This window comes from Streptomyces olivochromogenes (assembly GCF_021538895.1).
Lineage (GTDB): Bacteria > Actinomycetota > Actinomycetes > Streptomycetales > Streptomycetaceae > Streptomyces > Streptomyces olivochromogenes_A.
The window spans coordinates 1-18,292 of the sequence record NZ_JADDRL010000012.1; the positions used below are offsets into that span (position 1 = coordinate 1).

At 71.2% G+C, this 18,292-nt stretch carries 15 protein-coding genes; 9 read left to right on the plus strand and 6 right to left on the minus strand.

Going from position 1 to position 18,292, the window contains the following annotated elements; translation table 11 throughout:
- Positions 1–368 precede the first annotated feature (368 nt).
- The gene (locus IPZ69_RS08100; protein ID WP_235453320.1) at positions 369–2,231 is read left to right on the plus strand and encodes a M1 family aminopeptidase; all 1,863 of its coding nucleotides are present in this window, start codon (positions 369–371) and stop codon (positions 2,229–2,231) included.
- A gap of 73 nt (positions 2,232–2,304) precedes the next feature.
- Here IPZ69_RS08100 and IPZ69_RS08105 read toward each other — a convergent pair whose 3' ends face one another.
- From IPZ69_RS08105 to IPZ69_RS08115, 3 genes are read right to left on the minus strand one after another with little or no spacing between them, the layout of a single operon-like run.
- Positions 2,305–3,069 (minus strand): hypothetical protein, encoded by a 765-nt coding sequence (locus IPZ69_RS08105; RefSeq protein ID WP_235453321.1) that lies wholly within the window; start codon positions 3,067–3,069, stop codon positions 2,305–2,307.
- On the minus strand, positions 3,066–3,722 hold the full coding sequence (locus tag IPZ69_RS08110) for a flavin reductase family protein (protein ID WP_235453322.1): 657 nt from the start codon (positions 3,720–3,722) through the stop codon (positions 3,066–3,068). Before IPZ69_RS08110 ends, IPZ69_RS08105 begins: the two co-directional genes overlap by 4 nt.
- 9 nt (positions 3,723–3,731) lie before the next feature.
- Positions 3,732–4,907 carry a PP2C family protein-serine/threonine phosphatase gene (locus IPZ69_RS08115; RefSeq protein ID WP_235453323.1) on the minus strand — a complete coding sequence of 392 codons (1,176 nt, stop codon included), beginning with the start codon at positions 4,905–4,907 and terminating at the stop codon, positions 3,732–3,734.
- A gap of 330 nt (positions 4,908–5,237) precedes the next feature.
- Between IPZ69_RS08115 and IPZ69_RS08120 the strand changes: the two genes are divergently transcribed.
- Both IPZ69_RS08120 and IPZ69_RS08125 read left to right on the plus strand, forming a co-directional pair.
- A complete protein-coding gene (locus tag IPZ69_RS08120) occupies positions 5,238–6,311 on the plus strand; it encodes an NAD(+)/NADH kinase (RefSeq protein ID WP_235453324.1) in 1,074 nt (357 codons plus the stop codon).
- A gap of 123 nt (positions 6,312–6,434) precedes the next feature.
- Positions 6,435–7,457, plus strand: a complete 1,023-nt coding sequence (locus tag IPZ69_RS08125) for a magnesium transporter CorA family protein (RefSeq protein ID WP_235453325.1) — start codon at positions 6,435–6,437, stop codon at positions 7,455–7,457.
- A 43-nt stretch (positions 7,458–7,500) separates the two neighbouring features.
- Here IPZ69_RS08125 and IPZ69_RS08130 read toward each other — a convergent pair whose 3' ends face one another.
- Both IPZ69_RS08130 and IPZ69_RS08135 read right to left on the minus strand, forming a co-directional pair.
- Positions 7,501–7,833, minus strand: coding sequence for an SHOCT domain-containing protein (locus IPZ69_RS08130; RefSeq protein ID WP_235453326.1), 333 nt, complete (start codon positions 7,831–7,833; stop codon positions 7,501–7,503).
- A 32-nt stretch (positions 7,834–7,865) separates the two neighbouring features.
- Positions 7,866–8,330, minus strand: coding sequence for a DUF6325 family protein (locus IPZ69_RS08135; protein WP_235453327.1), 465 nt, complete (start codon positions 8,328–8,330; stop codon positions 7,866–7,868).
- A gap of 293 nt (positions 8,331–8,623) precedes the next feature.
- Between IPZ69_RS08135 and IPZ69_RS08140 the strand changes: the two genes are divergently transcribed.
- The 5 genes from IPZ69_RS08140 (at position 8,624) to IPZ69_RS08160 (ending at position 14,851) form a co-directional block, all read left to right on the plus strand.
- Positions 8,624–9,538, plus strand: coding sequence for a cyclase family protein (locus tag IPZ69_RS08140; protein ID WP_235453409.1), 915 nt, complete (start codon positions 8,624–8,626; stop codon positions 9,536–9,538).
- 148 nt (positions 9,539–9,686) lie between these two features.
- Positions 9,687–11,267 carry a GMC oxidoreductase gene (locus IPZ69_RS08145; protein ID WP_235453328.1) on the plus strand — a complete coding sequence of 527 codons (1,581 nt, stop codon included), beginning with the start codon at positions 9,687–9,689 and terminating at the stop codon, positions 11,265–11,267.
- Positions 11,268–11,495: 228 nt separating this feature from the next.
- Positions 11,496–12,290, plus strand: coding sequence for an SDR family oxidoreductase (locus IPZ69_RS08150; RefSeq protein ID WP_268834367.1), 795 nt, complete (start codon positions 11,496–11,498; stop codon positions 12,288–12,290).
- Positions 12,291–12,338: 48 nt separating this feature from the next.
- Positions 12,339–13,808, plus strand: coding sequence for a cytochrome ubiquinol oxidase subunit I (locus IPZ69_RS08155; RefSeq protein WP_235453330.1), 1,470 nt, complete (start codon positions 12,339–12,341; stop codon positions 13,806–13,808).
- The gene (locus tag IPZ69_RS08160) at positions 13,805–14,851 is read left to right on the plus strand and encodes a cytochrome d ubiquinol oxidase subunit II (RefSeq protein WP_235453331.1); all 1,047 of its coding nucleotides are present in this window, start codon (positions 13,805–13,807) and stop codon (positions 14,849–14,851) included. The genes IPZ69_RS08155 and IPZ69_RS08160 overlap by 4 nt, the downstream gene beginning before the upstream one ends.
- 7 nt (positions 14,852–14,858) lie before the next feature.
- On the opposite strand, the gene IPZ69_RS08165 is transcribed toward IPZ69_RS08160, so the two are convergent.
- Positions 14,859–16,700, minus strand: a complete 1,842-nt coding sequence (locus IPZ69_RS08165) for a glycoside hydrolase family 15 protein (RefSeq protein ID WP_235453332.1) — start codon at positions 16,698–16,700, stop codon at positions 14,859–14,861.
- 192 nt (positions 16,701–16,892) lie between these two features.
- On the opposite strand from IPZ69_RS08165, the gene IPZ69_RS08170 reads away from it, so the two are divergent.
- Positions 16,893–18,197, plus strand: a complete 1,305-nt coding sequence (locus IPZ69_RS08170) for a DUF2254 domain-containing protein (RefSeq protein WP_235453333.1) — start codon at positions 16,893–16,895, stop codon at positions 18,195–18,197.
- Positions 18,198–18,292: the final 95 nt, after the last annotated feature.

Genomic DNA, 18,292 nt, shown 5'->3' on the forward strand with positions numbered 1-18,292 from the left:
CCCCGCACCGTCGACGACCCCGAGTGCGGCGCGGACCGAGCCGACGACCCGGGGCAGGGACACCGTCACGCCGGGGGGCACCGCGCGACCGTAGGCGGCAACTCCGGCACGGAGCATCCCGGTTCGGGTCGTCGGCCGACTCCCCTTCACCTCGTGGACTACCGCCCATTTGCCCTATGGCATGTTCTGGTCAAATCTGTCAGTCTTCCCGATGGTCGTGACTCCGTCCCCAGGAGGACACGGCGGACAACTCCCCAGTGATCTTCGAAACCGGTAACGCGTAACCCGCGGCCGCCCACCGGCGCACCCAGGCCGGCCGGGCGGCCATCGAGCAGGCCGGAATCCCGGCCGCCGCAAAGGAGTTTCGTGTGAGATCGACCCCCCACAGAGCCCGCGTCGTGAGCGCTCTCGCCGCCGCCGCGCTGGCCCTCGTCTTCCTGCCCGGTGCCCCGGCCTCCGCCGCCCAGCCGGCCACGGCTCCCGTGGCGGCCGCCTGCACGCCGGCCCAGGTGGTGACCAACGGCGGCTTCGAGAGCGGCACTTCGCCCTGGAGCCAGTCGTCCTCCACCGTGATCACCAGCCGCAGCGGTCAGACCGCCCACGGCGGCAGCAGCTATGCCTGGCTGAACGGTGTGGGCAGCACGCACACCGACACGCTCTCGCAGAGCGTCACGATCCCGTCGGGGTGCAGCACCGCGACCCTGACCTTCTGGCTCCACATCGACACCACCGAGACGACGTCGTCCATCGCGTACGACAAGCTGACGGCGAAGATCGGCAGTACGACGCTCGCGACGTACTCGAACCTGAACAAGAACACCGGCTACGTGCAGAAGTCGTTCGACGTCTCGTCGTTCGCCGGCCAGACCGTGAGCGTCGCCTTCACCGGGTCGGAGGATTCGAGCCTCCAGACGAGCTTCGTCCTCGACGACATCGCGCTCGACACCTCCGGCGGCACGACCCCGCCGGCGGACTCCACACGGACCCCGTCCGCGCCGTCGTACACCGTCAACTTGAGCAGCGACTCCAGCGGCACCGTCTGGACCGGTCACGAGAGCGCGACCTTCACCAACGCCTCCGCCACCGCGCTGAGCGAGGTGTACCTCCGGCTGTGGGACAACTACCACGGCACCTGCTCGGCCATGCCGATCACGGTCAGCAACGTCACCGGCGGCACGGCCGGCGCCCTCTCGGTCGGCTGCACGGCACTCAAGATCGCCCTGCCGGCACCGCTGAACCAGGGGCAGTCCGCCACCATCGGCTTCGACCTGGGCATCACCGTCCCCAGCGGTGCCGACCGGTTCGGCCACGACGGTGCCTTCAGCTTCATCGGCAACGCCCTGCCCGTCCTCGGGATCAGGGACGCGGCGGGCTGGCACCTGGACCCGTACACCAACAACGGCGAGTCGTTCTACTCGCTGGCCGCCGACTTCAAGGTGACCCTCGACCACCCCAGCACCCTGCTGGTGCCGGCCACCGGCACGTCGAGCGACACCCCCGGCTCCAGCGGCCGTACGGTCACCACCGCCACCGCCTCCAAGGTCCGCGACTTCGCCTGGGCCGCCGGGCCCTTCAGCAAGATCTCCGGCACCTCGTCCGGCGGCGTCCCGGTGAACATCTACTCCGTCTCGGGCATCAGCTCGTCGAGCGCGCAGTCGATGCTCTCCACCGCGAAGACCGCGGTGGACGCCCACGCGGCACGGTTCGGCGCCTACCCGTACGGCGAACTGGACGCGGTCATCGACAACAACTACTGGTTCGGCGGCATGGAGTACCCCGGCTTCGTCCTCGACCTGGTCAGCACCACGGCGCTCACCCACGAGATCGGGCACCAGTGGTGGTACGGGATCGTCGGCGACGACGAGTACACCAGCCCCTGGCTCGACGAGGCGTTCACCGACTACGCCACCGACCTGGCCCTGAACAAGACCGGCACCAACTGCTGGAACAGCGTCTCCTGGGCCTCCTCGGCGGAGAAGATCACCAACTCCATGGCCTACTGGGACGCCCACTCCTCCCGGTACTCCACCGTGGTCTACGGCTACGGCAAGTGCGCGCTGCACGATCTGCGGCGCCTCCTCGGTGACAGCACCATGGCCAAGCTGATGAAGGACTACGCCACTTCACACTGGTACGGCGTCTCCACCACGGCAGAGTTCAAGGCGGCCGCCCAGGCAGCCACCACCACGGATCTGACCTCGTTCTGGACCCAGCACCGTATCGACGGCTGACCCGGCACGAGACGGCCGCGGCCGGCGCCCACCGGCGTCGCCCGCGGCCGACTCCGCCCTCAGTACGCGTATCTCAGTACACGTAGGCGGGCCAGTGCGGATCCTCCCAGCGGTCCGGACCCGTCAGGCCGAGCAGCCGTACGCGGTGCAGCAGTTCCTCGTCCGCGCCGTGGGCGCGGAGCCGCGCCGGAGCGTGCCGGACGAGCCAGGCCGTCAGCTCCTCACGCGTCTCCTCCTCGTCGTCCTCCCACGTGTCCCAGGGCAGCTCGTCACCGAGCAGGTCGCGCTCCCAGCGCGCCACCGCTTCGGCCAGCCGCCGGTCGGCGACGGGACCGCTGACCGTCTCCCAGGTCCGCAGCCACGGGGTCAGCGTGCCCGAGGCCTCGACGCTCAGCGCGAGCACCTGGTGGCCGAGCACGGGGGCATCCGCGGCGGTGAGCGTGTACACCCACCAGGCCGCCAGGAACTCCTCGACCGCGGCGGCCTGTTCGGCGGGCCAGCGACGCCAGTGGCCGAGCGCGAAACAACGCCCCGCCTCCTCCAGACCGAAGAGGGGCTCGATCGAGCCGTCGACGAGCGCGGTGGCGAACTGGGGCAGGATGCGGCGCAGCACGGCCGGGTGGTCGCTCCAGTCGATGGCGCGCCAGGTGCGGTGCAGGAGATCCGGGTCCAGCTCCGTGTCCGCCTCCTTGAGCCGCGCGAGATCCTCCGCGCTGCCCCAGTGGCACTCGCAGTTGTGCTCGTCGGGACGGGCGGTCATGCCGCGGAAGGTGGTGGCCAGGCCACTCAGCGCGGCATCGAGACGCTGTCGTGCCGAGGCGGGGCCGACGTCCGTCACGACTGTCCGCCGTCGACGCCGGTGCCGGTCGTGCCCGTCGTGTCGGTCGTGCCGGTCCAGTCCCGGTACGGGACGCGTGCCAAATCGTGGACCTCGCCGACCGTGCCCCACTCGTTCCGGCCCAGCCGGGACAGGGGCCGCAGCAGTCCGATCTCCGGGTGACCGTCCACCAGGACGTCCTCGCTGACGACGGCGTGCACCACCCGGCCGAACACCACCGTGCAGTTGCCCAGCCCGAGCGTCGCGTGCAGCGTGCACTCCAGCGCGACGGGGGAGGCGGCCACCCGCGGCGGCTTCACCCTGAGCGAGGGCTCCCGTTCGACACCCACCGCGTCGAACTCGCCCTCCTTCCTGGGGAAGTCCGTCGCGGTCGCGTTGATCTGCTCGAAGAGCGGCTCGGGAGCGAAGTTGACGACGAACTCGCCGCTCTCCTCGACGTTGCGCAGCGAGTCCTTGCGCCCCACGGACGTGAACTGCACGACAGGCGGATCGGTGCTGGCCACCGTGAAGAACGAGTGCGGGGCCAGGTTGGCCGTCTCCCCGTCCGCGGTGAGGGTCGAGACCCAGGCGATCGGCCGGGGCACGATCACCGCGGTGAGCAGACGGTAGAAGGAGCCCGGATCGAGGGCCTCCGGCGAGTAGTCGACGCGCATGACCACACGCTATGCACCCGGGTACGTGGACACGTCACCCGCCCCCTGGTCGGGGAGCAGGCAGGCGGTCAGGGCGGCGACGTCGTCGCGCAGCCGGTCGTGGCTGTAGTCGAGCAGGTCGTGGTGGAGCCGGACCAGGAGTTCCCGGTGCGGGAGACGACCCCAGGACCGGACCCGGTCGACGAGCGGATAGAAGGAACCGTCCGGGGCGCGGGTCTCCGTGATGCCGTCCGTGTACATCAGCATCTGGTCGCCGGGACGGAACGCGTGGACGTCGACGTGGTACGGCTCGCCGACGAGCATCCCGAGGTTCAGCGGCGGCCCCGACCGTCCCGTGCCCAGCTCGCGCACCTCGCCGGAGCGGATCAGCAGCGGCGGCGGGTGCCCGCAGTTGACGATCCGCAGGACCTGGTCCTCGGCGGCGATCTCGGCGAAGACGGCGGTGACGAACCGCTCGCCCACCTCGCTGCCGGACATCAGCTCGGCCCGGCGCGCCATGCTGGTCTCGACCCGACCCGCCAGGGCGGGCAGGTCGGCCTCCTCGTGCGCTGCCTCCCGGAACGCGCCGAGCAGGGTGGCCGCGGTCTCCACCGCGAGCAGTCCCTTGCCGCGCACGTCGCCGATGACCAGGCGGACCCCGTGCGTCGTGGGCACGGCCTCGTAGAGGTCACCGCCGATCCGCGCCTCCGCGGCGGCGGACACGTAAAAGCTGTCCACCAGGAGGGCGCCGATGCGGTGCGGAAGCGGTCTGAGCAGCACGTGCTGCGCGATGTCCGCCACGAAGCGGACATCGGCGAGTGTGCGCTCCCGGCGTGTGCGGTGGGAGGCCAGGATGGTGGCGAGGGCGCCCACCAGGGCGGTGCAGATGTAGGCGGTCACATAGTGCCGGTCCCAGAGGTAGCCGACGGACCGGCCCGCGCAGCACGGGGTCCCGGCCAGGACTCCCTCGAAGACGATCGCGAAGGCCGTGACACCGGCGACGAAGACGGGCCCGTGCGCGAAGGCGGCCACCAGCGGCAGGGCGATCAGCAGAAAGCTCACCGGCCACTGCACCGGGGTGAGGGGCTCCAGCGCCAGGACCCCGGCGACGTAGAAGACGGGCAGCCAGCGCATCCACGCCGGGTCCGCGGGCAGCCGCCGACGATCGGGGGCGGCCGCCTCGATCGCGGGGCGGTGCCGCCTCACCGCACGCTCCCGCGCACCGCTGTCGCCGTGTCGCCGAGGCGGCCCGGGGCGGGGCATGCGGGCGGACGGGTGGCCCGACGGCTCGACTGACGCGGCCTGCACACACGGAACTCCCGGCACAAGATCTCAGCAAGGGCCCCAGCCTGTTGCGCCCGACCCCGGCCCGCCGGTCATTGCTCCACTCAGCGGCATGTCCGCTCGCGCCGCGTACCTCCCGGCCGGTGGCCGCGGGTGGCGGGCAAACGGTGGCGTCGCGGCGTGGCATTCCCCGGGCACGTCGCCGCACGGTGAGTATTACTGGCCGTTGCTCCGGAAGATCGGGAGGCAGACGTGACGGTGAACCGGATCGGTCTGGTCGTGCACAGCGGGCGCGCGGAAGCCGCGGAGGCCGCACGGACCGTACGCGACTGGTGTGCCGAACACGCCGTGCCGTGCACGGACATCGACGTGTGGCGGCACGGCGACCGGCACAGTGCCCGGTACGAGGTCGACGCGGCGGGCGATCCCGACCTCGTCGTCACCCTGGGCGGTGACGGCACGTTCCTGCGCGGCGCCCGGCTGGCCGCCGCGAACGACGCCCTCGTGCTGGGCGTGGACCTCGGGCGGGTGGGCTTTCTGACGGAGGTCCCGGCGGCGGCCGTGCGCGCCGCGCTGGACTCCGTGCGGGAGAACCGGCACTCGGTCGAGGAGCGCATGCTGCTGACGATGCGCGCATCGCGCCGCCTGGAGGTGCCCACCGACATGGAGGCCCTACTGCGCTACGGCCGCGGCCCCATGCTGCCGCCGCCCCGCGTGCGCACCGACTGCGAGGTGGACCGCGACTGGGGCATCGCCCTGAACGTCATGGCGCTCAACGACATCGTCCTGGAGAAGCTGGCCCGCGACCGGCAGGTGTCGGTCGGTGTCTACGTCTCCGGCAGACTCCTCGCGTCCTACTCCGCCGACGCGCTGCTGGTGGCCACGCCGACGGGCTCGACCGCCTACAGCTTCGCCGCCGGCGGGCCGGTCGTGTCGCCCCGTGCGCACGGGCTGGTGTTCACGCCGGTCGCCCCGCACATGACGTTCAACCGGTCGGTCGTCACGGCTCCGGACGAGCCCGTCGGCCTGCGCGTGCTCGAACGCTCCGGGCAGGCGGCGGTCAGCATCGACGGGCAGCTACGGGGCGTGCTCGACCCGGGGGACTGGATCGGGGTGTACGCGGCTCCGCGCACGCTGCGGGCGGTCCGCTTCGGGCCGATGGACTTCTACGGCCGGCTGCGCGAGCGGATGAACCTGACCGACGCCCCGGCCGCGGTCGCCGACGGGACCCCCGCTCCGCTGTGGTCGGTGACCACTCCTCCGCCCCGGGACCTGGCCCATCTCTCCTTGCTGACCGGCCCGGACGACGTGGCGCCGGCCTTCTAGGCAACGCCGCCCCCCTCACTCGTTCGGGGCGCCCGGCGGGGCGTCTGCGCGTCTGCGCGTGCCGGGGCTGCCGGAGTGTGCGCAGGGTGAGATGCGTGGGTCTCGTGACAACAGTGAGGGGCGATGATCGTTTCGCTGGTGTCGATGCCGGAAGGGATCACCACTCGCGCGGATCTGGCTCAGGCGCGCGAGCGTCTCGCGGAGTCCGACTTCCTGCTCGTCGACATCCAGTTGCCGGAGGAGGAGCCGGCCGACGAGGGGATCGGCCCCGGGGCGGGGATCGCCGAGGATCCTCGGATCGCGCACCAGCTCGGTGTGGAGGCCTACAACCTGCCCTGGTTCGGCCGGGCGGGCGAAGCCGCGCGGGCCGACTTCCTCGGGGACGCCGCGGGGTTCGTCGTGCCCGTGGTCGAGGACTCACGGGTCACCCACGTCCATGTCCTGGTGACCGAGCGGTTCGTGATCACGGTGCACTGGGGGCAGATCGCCATGCTGGGGACGTTCGCCGCGCGACTGGTGCCCGAGCAGCCGCCCGACACCGTGGCCGCCATGTTCCTGCTGCTGCAGGAAGCTCTGGAGACCTTCCGGCGGGCCGCGCTGGCCTGCCTGCTGGCGGTGGAGGACCTGGAGGACGAGATGTTCGAGCGGCGACGTCCCGAGCAGGTCTACAACCTGGCGCGGCTACGACGACGCTCCGCCCTGCTCCATCACAGCCTGCTGCCCTACCTCCAGGCGACGGACGAACTCGTCACCCGGCGGATGATGAGCCGGAACTTCCCCGAGGAACGCCAGCGGCTGGCGCGTGAGTTCCAGAACGCGAGCAGGCTGGTGCTCGCGGACATCGAATCCTTGCAGGACGCCTCGCGGCGGGCGCTCTCCAGCTACTCCTCGCTCGTCTCCGGCGAGCAGAACAACGTGATCAACCGACTGGCCATCGTGTCGACGATCTTCCTGCCGCTGTCGTTCCTGACCGGGTACTTCGGTATGAACTTCACTTACCTGACCGACGAGTTGGAGAGCAAGATCGTCTTTTGGATGCTGGCCGTCGGGCTGCAGGTGGCCGTCCTGGTCGCCGCCCTCTACGTGCTGCATCGCATGCACCTGTGGCGCAAGCTCCGCGATGACGAAGGCACGGACGACCGCTGACACCGAGCCGGTACCTCGGCGGTACCTCTGCGGTACCTCGGCGTCAGCCCAGGACCCGGCGCTTCTGCGCCTCGAACTCCTCGTCCGTGAGCACCCCTTGCGCCTTGAGCTCACCCAGCTCCTTGAGCTGGTCGATCTTGCTGCTCATGTCGTCGGCGACGGTGGGCGGCGTGCTGGGGGCGGGCGGCGGCGGTACGGGGGGCTGCGGCGCCGACTGTTGGTAGGCCGCCTGCTGCTCGTAGGCCGTCGGCTGCTGCTGTTCGTAGTCCTGCTGTGCCCAGCGCCCCGCCTGCCGTCGTGACACACGGTTGGACACGGCGGTGGCGGTTCCGGCGACGACGGCGGTACGCGCGACGCCGCGAAGGAGTCCTGGCATGTTCACTCATCTCCCACACACTGCGCCGCGGTTCAGGCGGCCGCGGGTCCGCTGCTGGGCGGTGTCGTCCCCTCCACCGAGTCCAGGCAGGCCAGCAGTGCCTGGACCGGGATGCGGCCGTTGGCCACGAGCTGGGCCCCGCTGCGCCGGAGCGCGCGGGCCAGGGGCGCCGCCCACAGGTTCTCGTAGATCAGGACCGCGGCGGCGTTGCCGGGCTCCAGCGCGGCACCGGCCTCGTCGAGGTCGCTCTGGTCCAACAGCCCGGACGAGGCGCCCTCGAAGACCGTCAGATCGACTTCGCCGCCGCCGACGTCCCGCAGCTCCAGCGCGGTGACCGACCCGTCGCCGTCCTTGCGGACGAAGGCCAGGTCCATGATCCGGATGATCCCCCGCTCGGCGAGATCGACGAGCATGGGGAACGCCTCGCCGGTCATGCGGTTGCCGGGGAACTCCATGACCACGTAGTCGACGGGGCCCATGTCTTCGACATCGTTCATGACCACTCCTCGGAGCGGGACGGGCGTCCGGGCAGGTGAGCCGGGCCCTCCTCCGGAGCGGCGACGCGGCGCGACCGGGACTGGGGACCGTACTCCACAGCCCATTCCAACACGCGGCAGGAGGCGTCGCACTTCCGGGCGATCCCGTGCGGCGAGCGGTCGGCGGGCCCGGCGCCGGGGCGATGTGCGGGCCGGTGAGCCGCGTGCTGCAATGGGCCGGAGATCACCGGGACAGCGAGGAGTGCGCCATGTCTCCCGGCTCCGACATCGGCCCCGGCTCCGCCGCTCCGCGCATGAGCGAAGCCGCGTTCCGGGCGCTGTACGAGCGACTGCGGGCGGACACCCGCGAGGGCGGCGTGCCGCGGCGCGGGGCCCTGCGTCATCTCACGCCCGAGCGCGTCGTGCACGCCGCAGCCGAGGTCCGCACGGGGCGTACGGTCTCCCTCGCCGCCCCCATCGAGACGCACAAGGGGCCGGACAGCCCCGAGCCAGCCCGCCACCGGATGCTCGCGCCGAGCGCCGACGAGCTGGACGCGCCGGGGCTGCACTTCGCCCGCGACCGCCTGGAGATGAACCTCCACGGTGACGTGGACAGCCACCTCGACGCCCTGTGCCACGTGATCTACGACGGCGAGCTCTACGACGGGGTCCCGGCGCGCACCCTGACACCGGAAGGCGCCGGCGAGCTGTCCGTCGGCCTCGTCCGCGCGGGCATCGTCGGACGCGGCGTGCTCCTGGACGTGCCCCGGCTGCGTGGCGTCCCCTGGCTGGAGCCCGGCGACCACGTCACCCTGGAGGACCTGACCGCGGCCGAGGAGGCGCAGGGCGTGCGGGTCGGGCCCGGCGACCTGCTGTTCGTCCGCGTCGGTCACCGGCGCAGACGGCAGGAGCGGGGACCGTGGGACGTCTCCGAGGCGCGCGCCGGTCTGCATCCGACGGCCCTGCGCTTCCTCGCCGACCGGCAGGTGGCGGCGCTGGGCGGCGACGGCAACAACGACACCGCCCCCTGCGCGGTGGACGGCGTCGGCTTCCCCGTCCACGTCCTCGCGATCCAGGCCATGGGGACGTATCTGATGGACTGGCTTCAGTTCGAGGAACTGGCGCCGGCGTGCGCGGACGCGGGCCGCTGGTCCTTCCTGTGCGTGGTCGCCCCGCTGCGGCTGCCGGCGGCCACGGGGTCGCCGGTGAATCCCGTCGCCGTCCTCTGAGCGGGCCGCCCGCGCCCGACGGCCCCGGGTGCCGATCGCCCGGACGGGCGATACGTTCGAAAGGACGGACCGGCTGCCGCGCTCCTGCGGCGCGCACCGGCAGGTCCTGCGGGCGCGTAGGGCCGCGAGCGCAAGGACGGTGGTCCCTATGGCAGAGTCCCCGCACTACGACGTCATCATCATCGGCACCGGGGCCGGCGGCGGCACCCTCGCCCATCGGCTGGCTCCTTCCGGGAAGCGCGTGCTCCTCCTCGAACGCGGGGGCTTCCTCCCCCGCGAGAGGGAGAACTGGGACTCCACCGCCGTGTTCGTCAAGGGCAAGTACCGGGCCCCGGAATTCTGGCTCGACAAGCACGGGCACGAGTTCCCGCCCGAGGTCAACTACTACGTGGGCGGCAACACCAAGTTCTACGGCGCCGCGCTGTTCAGGCTGCGCCCCGAGGACTTCGGCGATCTGCGCCACCACGACGGCGTCTCGCCCGCCTGGCCGATCGACTACGCGGACCTGGAGCCGTACTACACCCAGGCGGAACACCTCTACCTGGTGCACGGGCGGCACGGCGAGGATCCCTGGGAGGGGCCGGTGAGCGGGCAGTACGCCTACCCTCCGGTCGAACACGAGCCGCGCATCCAGCAGTTGAGCGACGACCTGGAGAAGCAGGGCCTGCACCCCTTCCACCTGCCGATCGGCGTCAACCTCAGCCAGGACGAGAACGGCAGGGCGACCCGGTCGAGCGCCTGCATCCGCTGCGACCGCGTGGACGGCTTCCCCTGCCTGGTCCGCGCCAAGTCCGACGCACAGGTCATCTGCGTGGAACCCGCCCTGGAGCACCCCAACGTCGAACTGGTCACCCGAGCCCACGTGGTGCGGCTGGAGACCGGCCCGGACGGGCGCAGTGTCACCACGGTCGTGGCCCGGCTGGACGGGGACGAGGAGGTCCGGTACTCGGCGGACATCGTGGCCGTCGCCTGCGGGGCGGTGAACTCGGCCGTCCTGCTGCTCGCCTCGGCCAACGAGCACCACCCCCAGGGGCTGGCCAACTCCTCCGACGTGGTCGGCCGGCACTACATGCGGCACAACAACCTCGCCCTGATGGCCGTGTCCAAGGAGCCCAACGACACCCGGTTCCAGAAGACCCTCGCCCTGCACGACTGGTACCTGGGCGCGGACGACTGGGAGTACCCCCTGGGCGGCATCCAGATGCTGGGCAAGTCGGACGCCGAGCAGATCCACGGAGAGGCGCCGCGCTGGGCGGGAGCGGTCACTCCCGACATGCCCTTCGAGGTCCTGGCCCATCACGCCGTCGACTTCTGGCTGTGCGGGGAAGACCTGCCCCAGCCCGGCAACCGGGTCACCCTGGACCGGGACGGCCGGGTCCACCTCGCCCTCGACGAGTCCAACAACATCGAGGCGCTGCGCCGGCTGCGGCACAAGCTCCAGCAGATGCTCGGCCACCTCGGCATGCACGAGCACCAGCTGCTCTCCCGCAGCATCTACCTGCACAAGGGCATGCCGATCGGTGCCACCGCGCACCAGGCCGGCACCGTGCGCTTCGGCTACGACCCGGCGACCTCCGCCCTGGACACGCACTGCAAGGCCCACGACCTGGACAACCTGTACGTGGTCGACACCAGCTTCTTCCCGAGCATCGGCGCGGTGAACCCGTCCCTGACCGCCATGGCGAACGCCCTGCGGGTGGGCGACCACATCCTGGAGCGGCTCGGCTGACCACCGGCGCCCACGCGGCCGCCGACTGCGCGCAGCCCCCGACCGGGCGAAGATCCTCAGTCTGGCGGCGCAACCGCCGCACGTCGCGCGCGCCGCCCGTGCCGCGCGCTGATTGTGTGAGGTGCGACCTCTCCTGGGCGGTCCGGGTTCACCGGGGTCACGCTGCGGAGGAGGCAGTCGATCGTGAGTTCCACCTCGGCCACGACCCAGGGCGTGATCCCCGTCCACCTGCTCAAGGGACAGAAGGCACTCGTCACCGGCGCCAACTCGGGCATCGGCAGGGCGACCGCCGTCGCGCTGGGCCGGGCCGGGTGCGATGTCGCCGTCAACTACGTGGCCGGCCGCGAGGAGGCGGAGCAGGTCGTCGACGAGATCACGGCGATGGGCGTGCGGGCGGCGGCCTACGAGGCCGACGTGTCCCAGGAGGACCAGGTCGTCGCCATGATGGACCGGATGGTCGGCGAGTTCGGGACCATCGACATCCTCGTCGCCAACGCCGGGCTCCAGCGGGACGCCGCGCTCACGGACATGACGCTCGCCCAGTGGCAGAAGGTGCTGGACGTCAATCTGACCGGGCAGTTCCTGTGCGCCCGCGAGGCGGTGAAGGAGTTCGTGCGCCGGGGAGTCGTCCCCGAGGTGTCGCGCGCCGCCGGAAAGATCATCTGCATGAGCTCGGTGCACCAGATCATCCCGTGGTCCGGGCACGTCAACTACGCCAGCTCCAAGGGCGGCGTACTGATGATGATGCAGACCCTGGCGCAGGAGCTCGCGCCGAAGAAGATCCGCGTGAACGCCGTCGCTCCCGGGGCCATCAAGACGCCCATCAACCGCAGTGCCTGGGAGACCCCGGAGGCCGAACGCGACCTCCTGCAGCTGATCCCGTACGACCGGGTCGGCGACCCCGACGACATCGCTCACGCGGTCGTCGCCCTCGCCTCCGACCTCATGGACTACGTCGTGGGAGCCACCCTCTACGTGGACGGCGGCATGACCCTCTTCCCCGGCTTCGCCACCGGCGGCTGACACTTCCCGTACGTCGTCCTCGTACGTCGTCCCCGGCTGGAGACACGCATGCACACCACGGTCCACCTGCTGGCGGACGTGCCGCCGCAGATGCTTCCGGCCAGATCCATGATGGCCTTCACCCTCGTCACGCACATCATCCTGGTGCCGCTGGGTGTGGCGCTGCCGCTGATCACGCTGATCATGCACGGCTACGGTCTGCGCCGCGGCGACGCGACCGCCCTGCTGCTGGCCCGGCGCTGGTCGGCCGTCATGGCGGTCCAGTTCGCGATCGGGGTCGTCACCGGCACCGTGCTGTCGTTCGAGTTCGGGCTGCTGTGGCCGGGCATGATGGGCCGGTGGGGCGATGTCTTCGGCCTCGGTTTCGGGGTGGAGGGGTGGGGTTTCTTCCTGGAGGCGGTCCTCATCGCCATCTATCTCTACGGCTGGCGGAGACTTCCCTCCCGCACCCACTTCCTGCTCGCGCTGCCACTGCCCTTCACAGCCCTGCTGGGCGCCTTCGGGATCCTGGCCGCCAACTCGTGGATGAACACGCCCCGGGGCTTCAGCCTCGACTCCGCGGGCAACCCCGTGGCCGTGAACGTCCGGAAGGCGATCTTCACGCCCATGTTCGGCCCGGAGTACTGGCACTTCGTCGTGGCGATGTTCGTCACGGCGGGGTACGTCACGGCGGGCGTCTACGCCGTGGGCTGGCTGCGCGGCCGCCGTGACCGGTACCACCGGCTCGGTTTCACGATCCCCTTCACGCTCGCCGCGGTGTTCACGCCGATCCAGTTCATGCTGGGCGACTCCATCGCCCGGCAGGTGTTCCACAAACAGCCGGTGAAGTTCGCCGCGATGGAGATCGTCTGGAAGACCGACACGCACGTGCCGGAGTACCTCTTCGGCCGACTGCACCCCGACGGCACGATCTCCGGTGGCATCAAGATCCCGCAGCTCGACTCCATCCTCGCCGGCTTCCGCCCGGACACGAAGGTCACCGGCCTGACGTCGGTGGCGGCCGACGACCGGCCGACGGCCACCCAGGCCACGATCACCCACTTCGCGTTCGACACCATGGTCGGCATCGGCTCCCTGCTGCTCCTGCTCGCCCTCTGGTACGGCGTCATGTGGCTGTGGCGCCGTCGGCTGCCCGCCTCCCCGTGGTTCTTCCGCGGCGCGGCGTGCGCGGGCGTGGCCTCCGTCGTGGCCGTCGAATGCGGCTGGATCACCACCGAGGTGGGCCGCCAGCCGTGGATCGTCTACCAGTACATGCGGGTCGCCGAGGCGGTCACCCCGACCAGGGCCCCCGCGCTGTGGACCATGTTCGGCCTGGTCATCGTCGTCTATGTGTTCGTCTTCGGGTCCTTCCTCGTCATCCTGCTGAAGATGCGCACCCAGTGGCGGCTCGCCGACGAGGCGGCGACCGCGGAAAGGACGGCGGCGGCACCGGAGACGGAAACCCCCTACGGCCCGCGTTCCACCCTGCGGCCAGGCAGTGCCCCCGGGCCGTCCGCCTCCGGGGAGGACCGCCCGTGACCACCGCCGGCCTCGTCGCCCTCGTTCTGCTGCTTGTCATCGCCGCCTACGCCTGCGCCGGCGGCACGGACTACGGAGCCGGCTTCTGGGACCTGACCGCGGGCGGAGCCGAACGCGGCGAACGCCCCCGATGGCTCATCGACCACGCCATGGCCCCCGTGTGGGAGGTCAACAACGTATGGCTGATCTTCGTCCTCGTCATCACGTGGACCGGGTTCCCCGTGTTCTTCCAGACCGTGTTCGCCGCGATGTGGCTGCCCCTGGCCCTCGCGGCCGTCGGTATCGTGCTGCGCGGCGCCGGCTTCGCCCTGCGCAAGCCCGCCCGTCGACTGGCCGGACGCCGCCTCTACGGTGCGGTGTTCGCGATCTCCTCGCTCCTCACGCCGTTCTTCCTCGGAGCCGCGGCCGGCGGAATCGCCTCCGGCCGGGTCGCGCCGGGCACGGCGGCCTCGCCCGAGAACTGGGCCAATCCCACCTCCCTCCTCTTCGGCCTGCTCGCCGTCGCCATGACGGCGTTCCTGGGGGCCGTGTTCCTGGCCGGCGACGCCCGCCGCTTCTCGGCGCCCGACCTCGACGGCTACTTCCGGCGCCGCGCGCTCGTGGCCGTCGCCGTGGTCGCCGTACTCGCGGTGATCATGCTGTTCGTCACCCACGGCGACGCGCCCCACGTCTGGCACGGGCTCACCCACGGCGTGGGGCTCGCCCTCGTCGTCCTGGCCGCCGTGGCGTCGCTCGCCACCTGCGGGCTGCTGCTGCGCACGGCCGACGCCCGCTGGTCCCGGGTCGCCGCCGTCGTCGCGGTGGCCTCGGGCATCTTCGCCTGGGGCATGGCGCAGCGGCCGTACCTCGTCCCGGTGTCGCTGACCGTGGCCGAGGGGGCCGGCGCCCCGACCACACTGCGCTGGCTGATGCTGGTCACCCTCATCGCCGTGGTGCTGGTCTTCCCGGCGGTCGCCTTCCTGTACTGGCTGGACACCCATGGCGAGCTCGAATCCCTCACCGACGCCGACCTGCGGCGCGGCGGCGCGGGCGACGACGCCTGACCCGGAGCTACGCCGCCTGGACCCTGTTCAGGGCGGCGTCGAGGGTGATCGCCGCGTCGATCAGGGCCAGATGGGTGAAGGCCTGCGGGAAGTTCCCCAACTGCCGTCCCGTCGGGTCGATCTCCTCCGAGTAGAGGCCCAGGTGGTTGGCGTACCCGAGCATCTTCTCCAGCACCAGCCGCGCCCGGTTGACACGTCCCGCGCGGGCCAGCGCGTCGACGTACAGGAACGTGCACAGCGAGAACGTGCCCTCGGATCCGCTGAGTCCGTCGGGCGAGGCCTCCGGGTTGTACCGGTAGACGAGGCTGTCGCTGACCAGTTCGTCCTCCATCGCGTCCAGGGTCGCGGTCCACATCGGGTCCTCCGGCGTGATGAAGCCGACCGTCGGCATGCGCAGCAGTGAGGAGTCGAGGACGTCGCTGCCGTAGTGCTGGACGAAGGCCGAACGGCCCTCGTTCCAGCCCTCCGTCCAGACCTGGTCGTAGATCTCGTCCCGGGTGGCGCTCCAGCGGGGCACCGCGGCGGGCCGGCCGTTCTCGTGGGCGAGCCGCAGCGCGCGGTCGAACGCGACCCAGGACATCACACGTCCGTAGGTGAAGTCCTCGCGGCCGCCGCGCGTCTCCCACAGGCCCTCCTCCGCCTGGTCCCAGTTGTCGGTGAGCCAGTCGAGGATGGTGAGCAGGGACTTCCAGCCTCGGTGCCCCACAGTGAGGCCGTGCTGGTGCGCGAAGGAGATGCTGTCCAGCGCCTCCCCGTAGATGTCCAGTTGCAGCTGCGTCGCGGCGCCGTTGCCGATGCGCACCGGTGCGGAGCCCTCGTAGCCCTCCCAGTGCTCCAGGATCTCCTCGTCGAGATCGGTGGAGCCGTCGACCCGGTACATGATGTTCAGCGGTCCGGACTCACTGTCGCCGCCGGCCTTGTCCTTGGCCCGGTCGGCCAGCCAGTTGATGAACGCCTTCGCCTCGTCGGTGAACCCCATCTTCAGCAGGGCGTAGACCGAGAAGGCGGCGTCGCGGATCCAGGTGAACCGGTAGTCCCAGTTGCGTTCGCCGCCGAGCTGTTCCGGCAGCCCCGCCGTCGGAGCGGCCACCAGGCCGCCGCTCGGCGCGTAGGTCATGAGTTTGAGCGTGATGGCCGACCGCTCCAGCATCTCCCGCCAGCGGCCGGTGTACGTCGACCGGCCGAGCCAGGACCGCCAGTAGCGGATCGTCTCCTCGAAGAGCTCCTGGAACTCGGCCGGCCGGATCTCCCGGGGCGGCCCGTCGGCGGACGACTCCAGCACGAACCCGCGCTCGTGGCCCGCCCGCAGGGTCAGGGAGTAGTGCAGGTCGATGTCGCCGCTGAACGGCTTGACCAGCCGCTCGTCGTCCGGCTCACGGACCGGGTGCACCGTCAGTTCCAGTCCGTCGGACTCGAAGACGGCTCCGCGCTCGGTGATGTGCAGCTTGTGGGGCTTGCGGCCGTAGTCGAAGCGCGGAGCGATGTGGACGTCGAAGGTCATCGTGCCGCGCACGCAGCGCACCATGCGGACCAGGCGGTGCCGCGAGGTCGCCGTCGCACCGGTCACCGGCATGAAGTCCACGATCTCGCCGGCTCCCGCCTCGGTCATGAACCGGGTGACCAGGACGGCGGTGTCGGGCAGGTACAGCTGCTTCGTCGCGTACGTGGCGTGGGACGGTCGGATGGTGCAGTGCCCGCCCTGGTTCTTGTCGAGCAGGGCGCCGAACACGCTGGGCGAGTCGATCCGTGGGCAGCAGAACCAGTCGATGGTTCCGTCGGTGGTGACGAGTGCCGCGGTCTGCAGGTCCCCGATCAGGCCGTGGTTCTCGATCATCGGGTAGTCATCCATCGCGGCGCCCCTTCCGGAATGCCTGTACCTGGGATGGCCGGCTACACCCGTTCAGACTAAGTCGGCGCACAGGCTCCGGCCCGTCGAGCCGGGCCCCGCCCGCGCACCGGCGCCGCGCGGCCCTGCGGACCTCGGCGCACGCCGTTAGCGTGACCCCGAGGCATCGACCGACCGCACCCCAGGAGGCTGCCGGTGCTGTCCTGGGCTTCCCGATTCCGGCTGCGGCAGTACGTCCGGGCCAGCCTGTGGATCGTGCCGCTGCTCGGCCTCGTCCTCGGGGTGGTGCTCGCCGAGTGCGCGATCGCGGCCCACCGGTCGGCGTGGGTGCCGCCCGGCTGGCACTACTCCGCCACCACCGCGAGCGGTGTCCTCAGCGCCATCGTGGGCGCGATGATCGGGCTGCTCGGCTTCGTCGTCACCATCGGCGTCCTGGTGGTGCAGCAGGCCACCGGCACCCTCTCCCCGCGCTACATGCGGCTCTGGTACCGCGACCGCCTCCAGAAGGCCGTGTTGGCGACCTTCACCGGCACCTTCGCGTTCGCCTTCTCCCTGCTCCGCAAGATCGAACCGGACGACGTCCCCGACCTCGGGGTCACCCTGGCCGGTATCGGCGTGGCGGTCAGCCTCGTCCTGCTGCTCGTCTACCTCAACCGGTTCACCCACAACCTGCGCCCGGTCGCCATCGCGGACCTGGTCCGCCGCATGGGCCTGAACGTGCTGGACCAGGCCCTGACGGCGGCACGAGCCGCCACGCCCACCGAGACCGGCATCGCCGTGCCCGACGACGGCGGCCCGGTGAATCCGGTCCGCGCCGAGCGCGGCGGAGCGATCCAGGCGTTCCACGTCTCCGGGCTGCGCGCGGTGGCCCTGCGCCACGACTGCGTCCTCGTGGTGACCCACAGGATCGGGGACTTCGTACCCCCGGGAACCGTCCTCGTCGAAGTGCGCGGCGACACCCCGGGGCTCGACCCGCGGCTCCTGCTCGGCATGATCGCGACCGGCGCCGAGCGGACCATCGACCAGGACCCCGCCTTCGCCCTGCGCGTCCTCGTCGACATCGCCGTCCGCGCGCTCTCCCCGGCGGTGAACGACCCGACCACGGCCGTACAACTCCTCGACCACATCGATGCGTTCCTGCACACGATCGCGCGTGTCGAACTCCCCGACCGCCACGTGCTGGCCGACGACCGCGGCAGACCCCTGCTGGTCGTGCCGGGCCGCACCTGGGAGGACTACCTCGAACTCGCCGTCACCGAGATCCGCGAGTACGGCGCGGGCTCCCTGCAGATCTGCCGACGCCTGCGCGCCGTCCTGAACGGCCTGTCGACCACCGTGTCCGCCGAACGCGTCCCCGCGGTGCGCAAGGAACTCTCCCTCCTGGACGCCGCCGTCCAGCACAAGTTCCACGACCCGGCCCACCGCGCCCTGGCCCGCACCGCCGACCGTCAGGGCATCGGCGGCGGCCGCCGCCCGGAGACGGCCGAGTCGGCGGATTGAGCCGGCAGCCGTCTTGACCCCGCCGTACGGGTTGCCCTCGTCGGCGGAGTGGCGGGTGGGTCGTGCCGAGGTCGGCCGTGGTGGCGGAGCCGCCC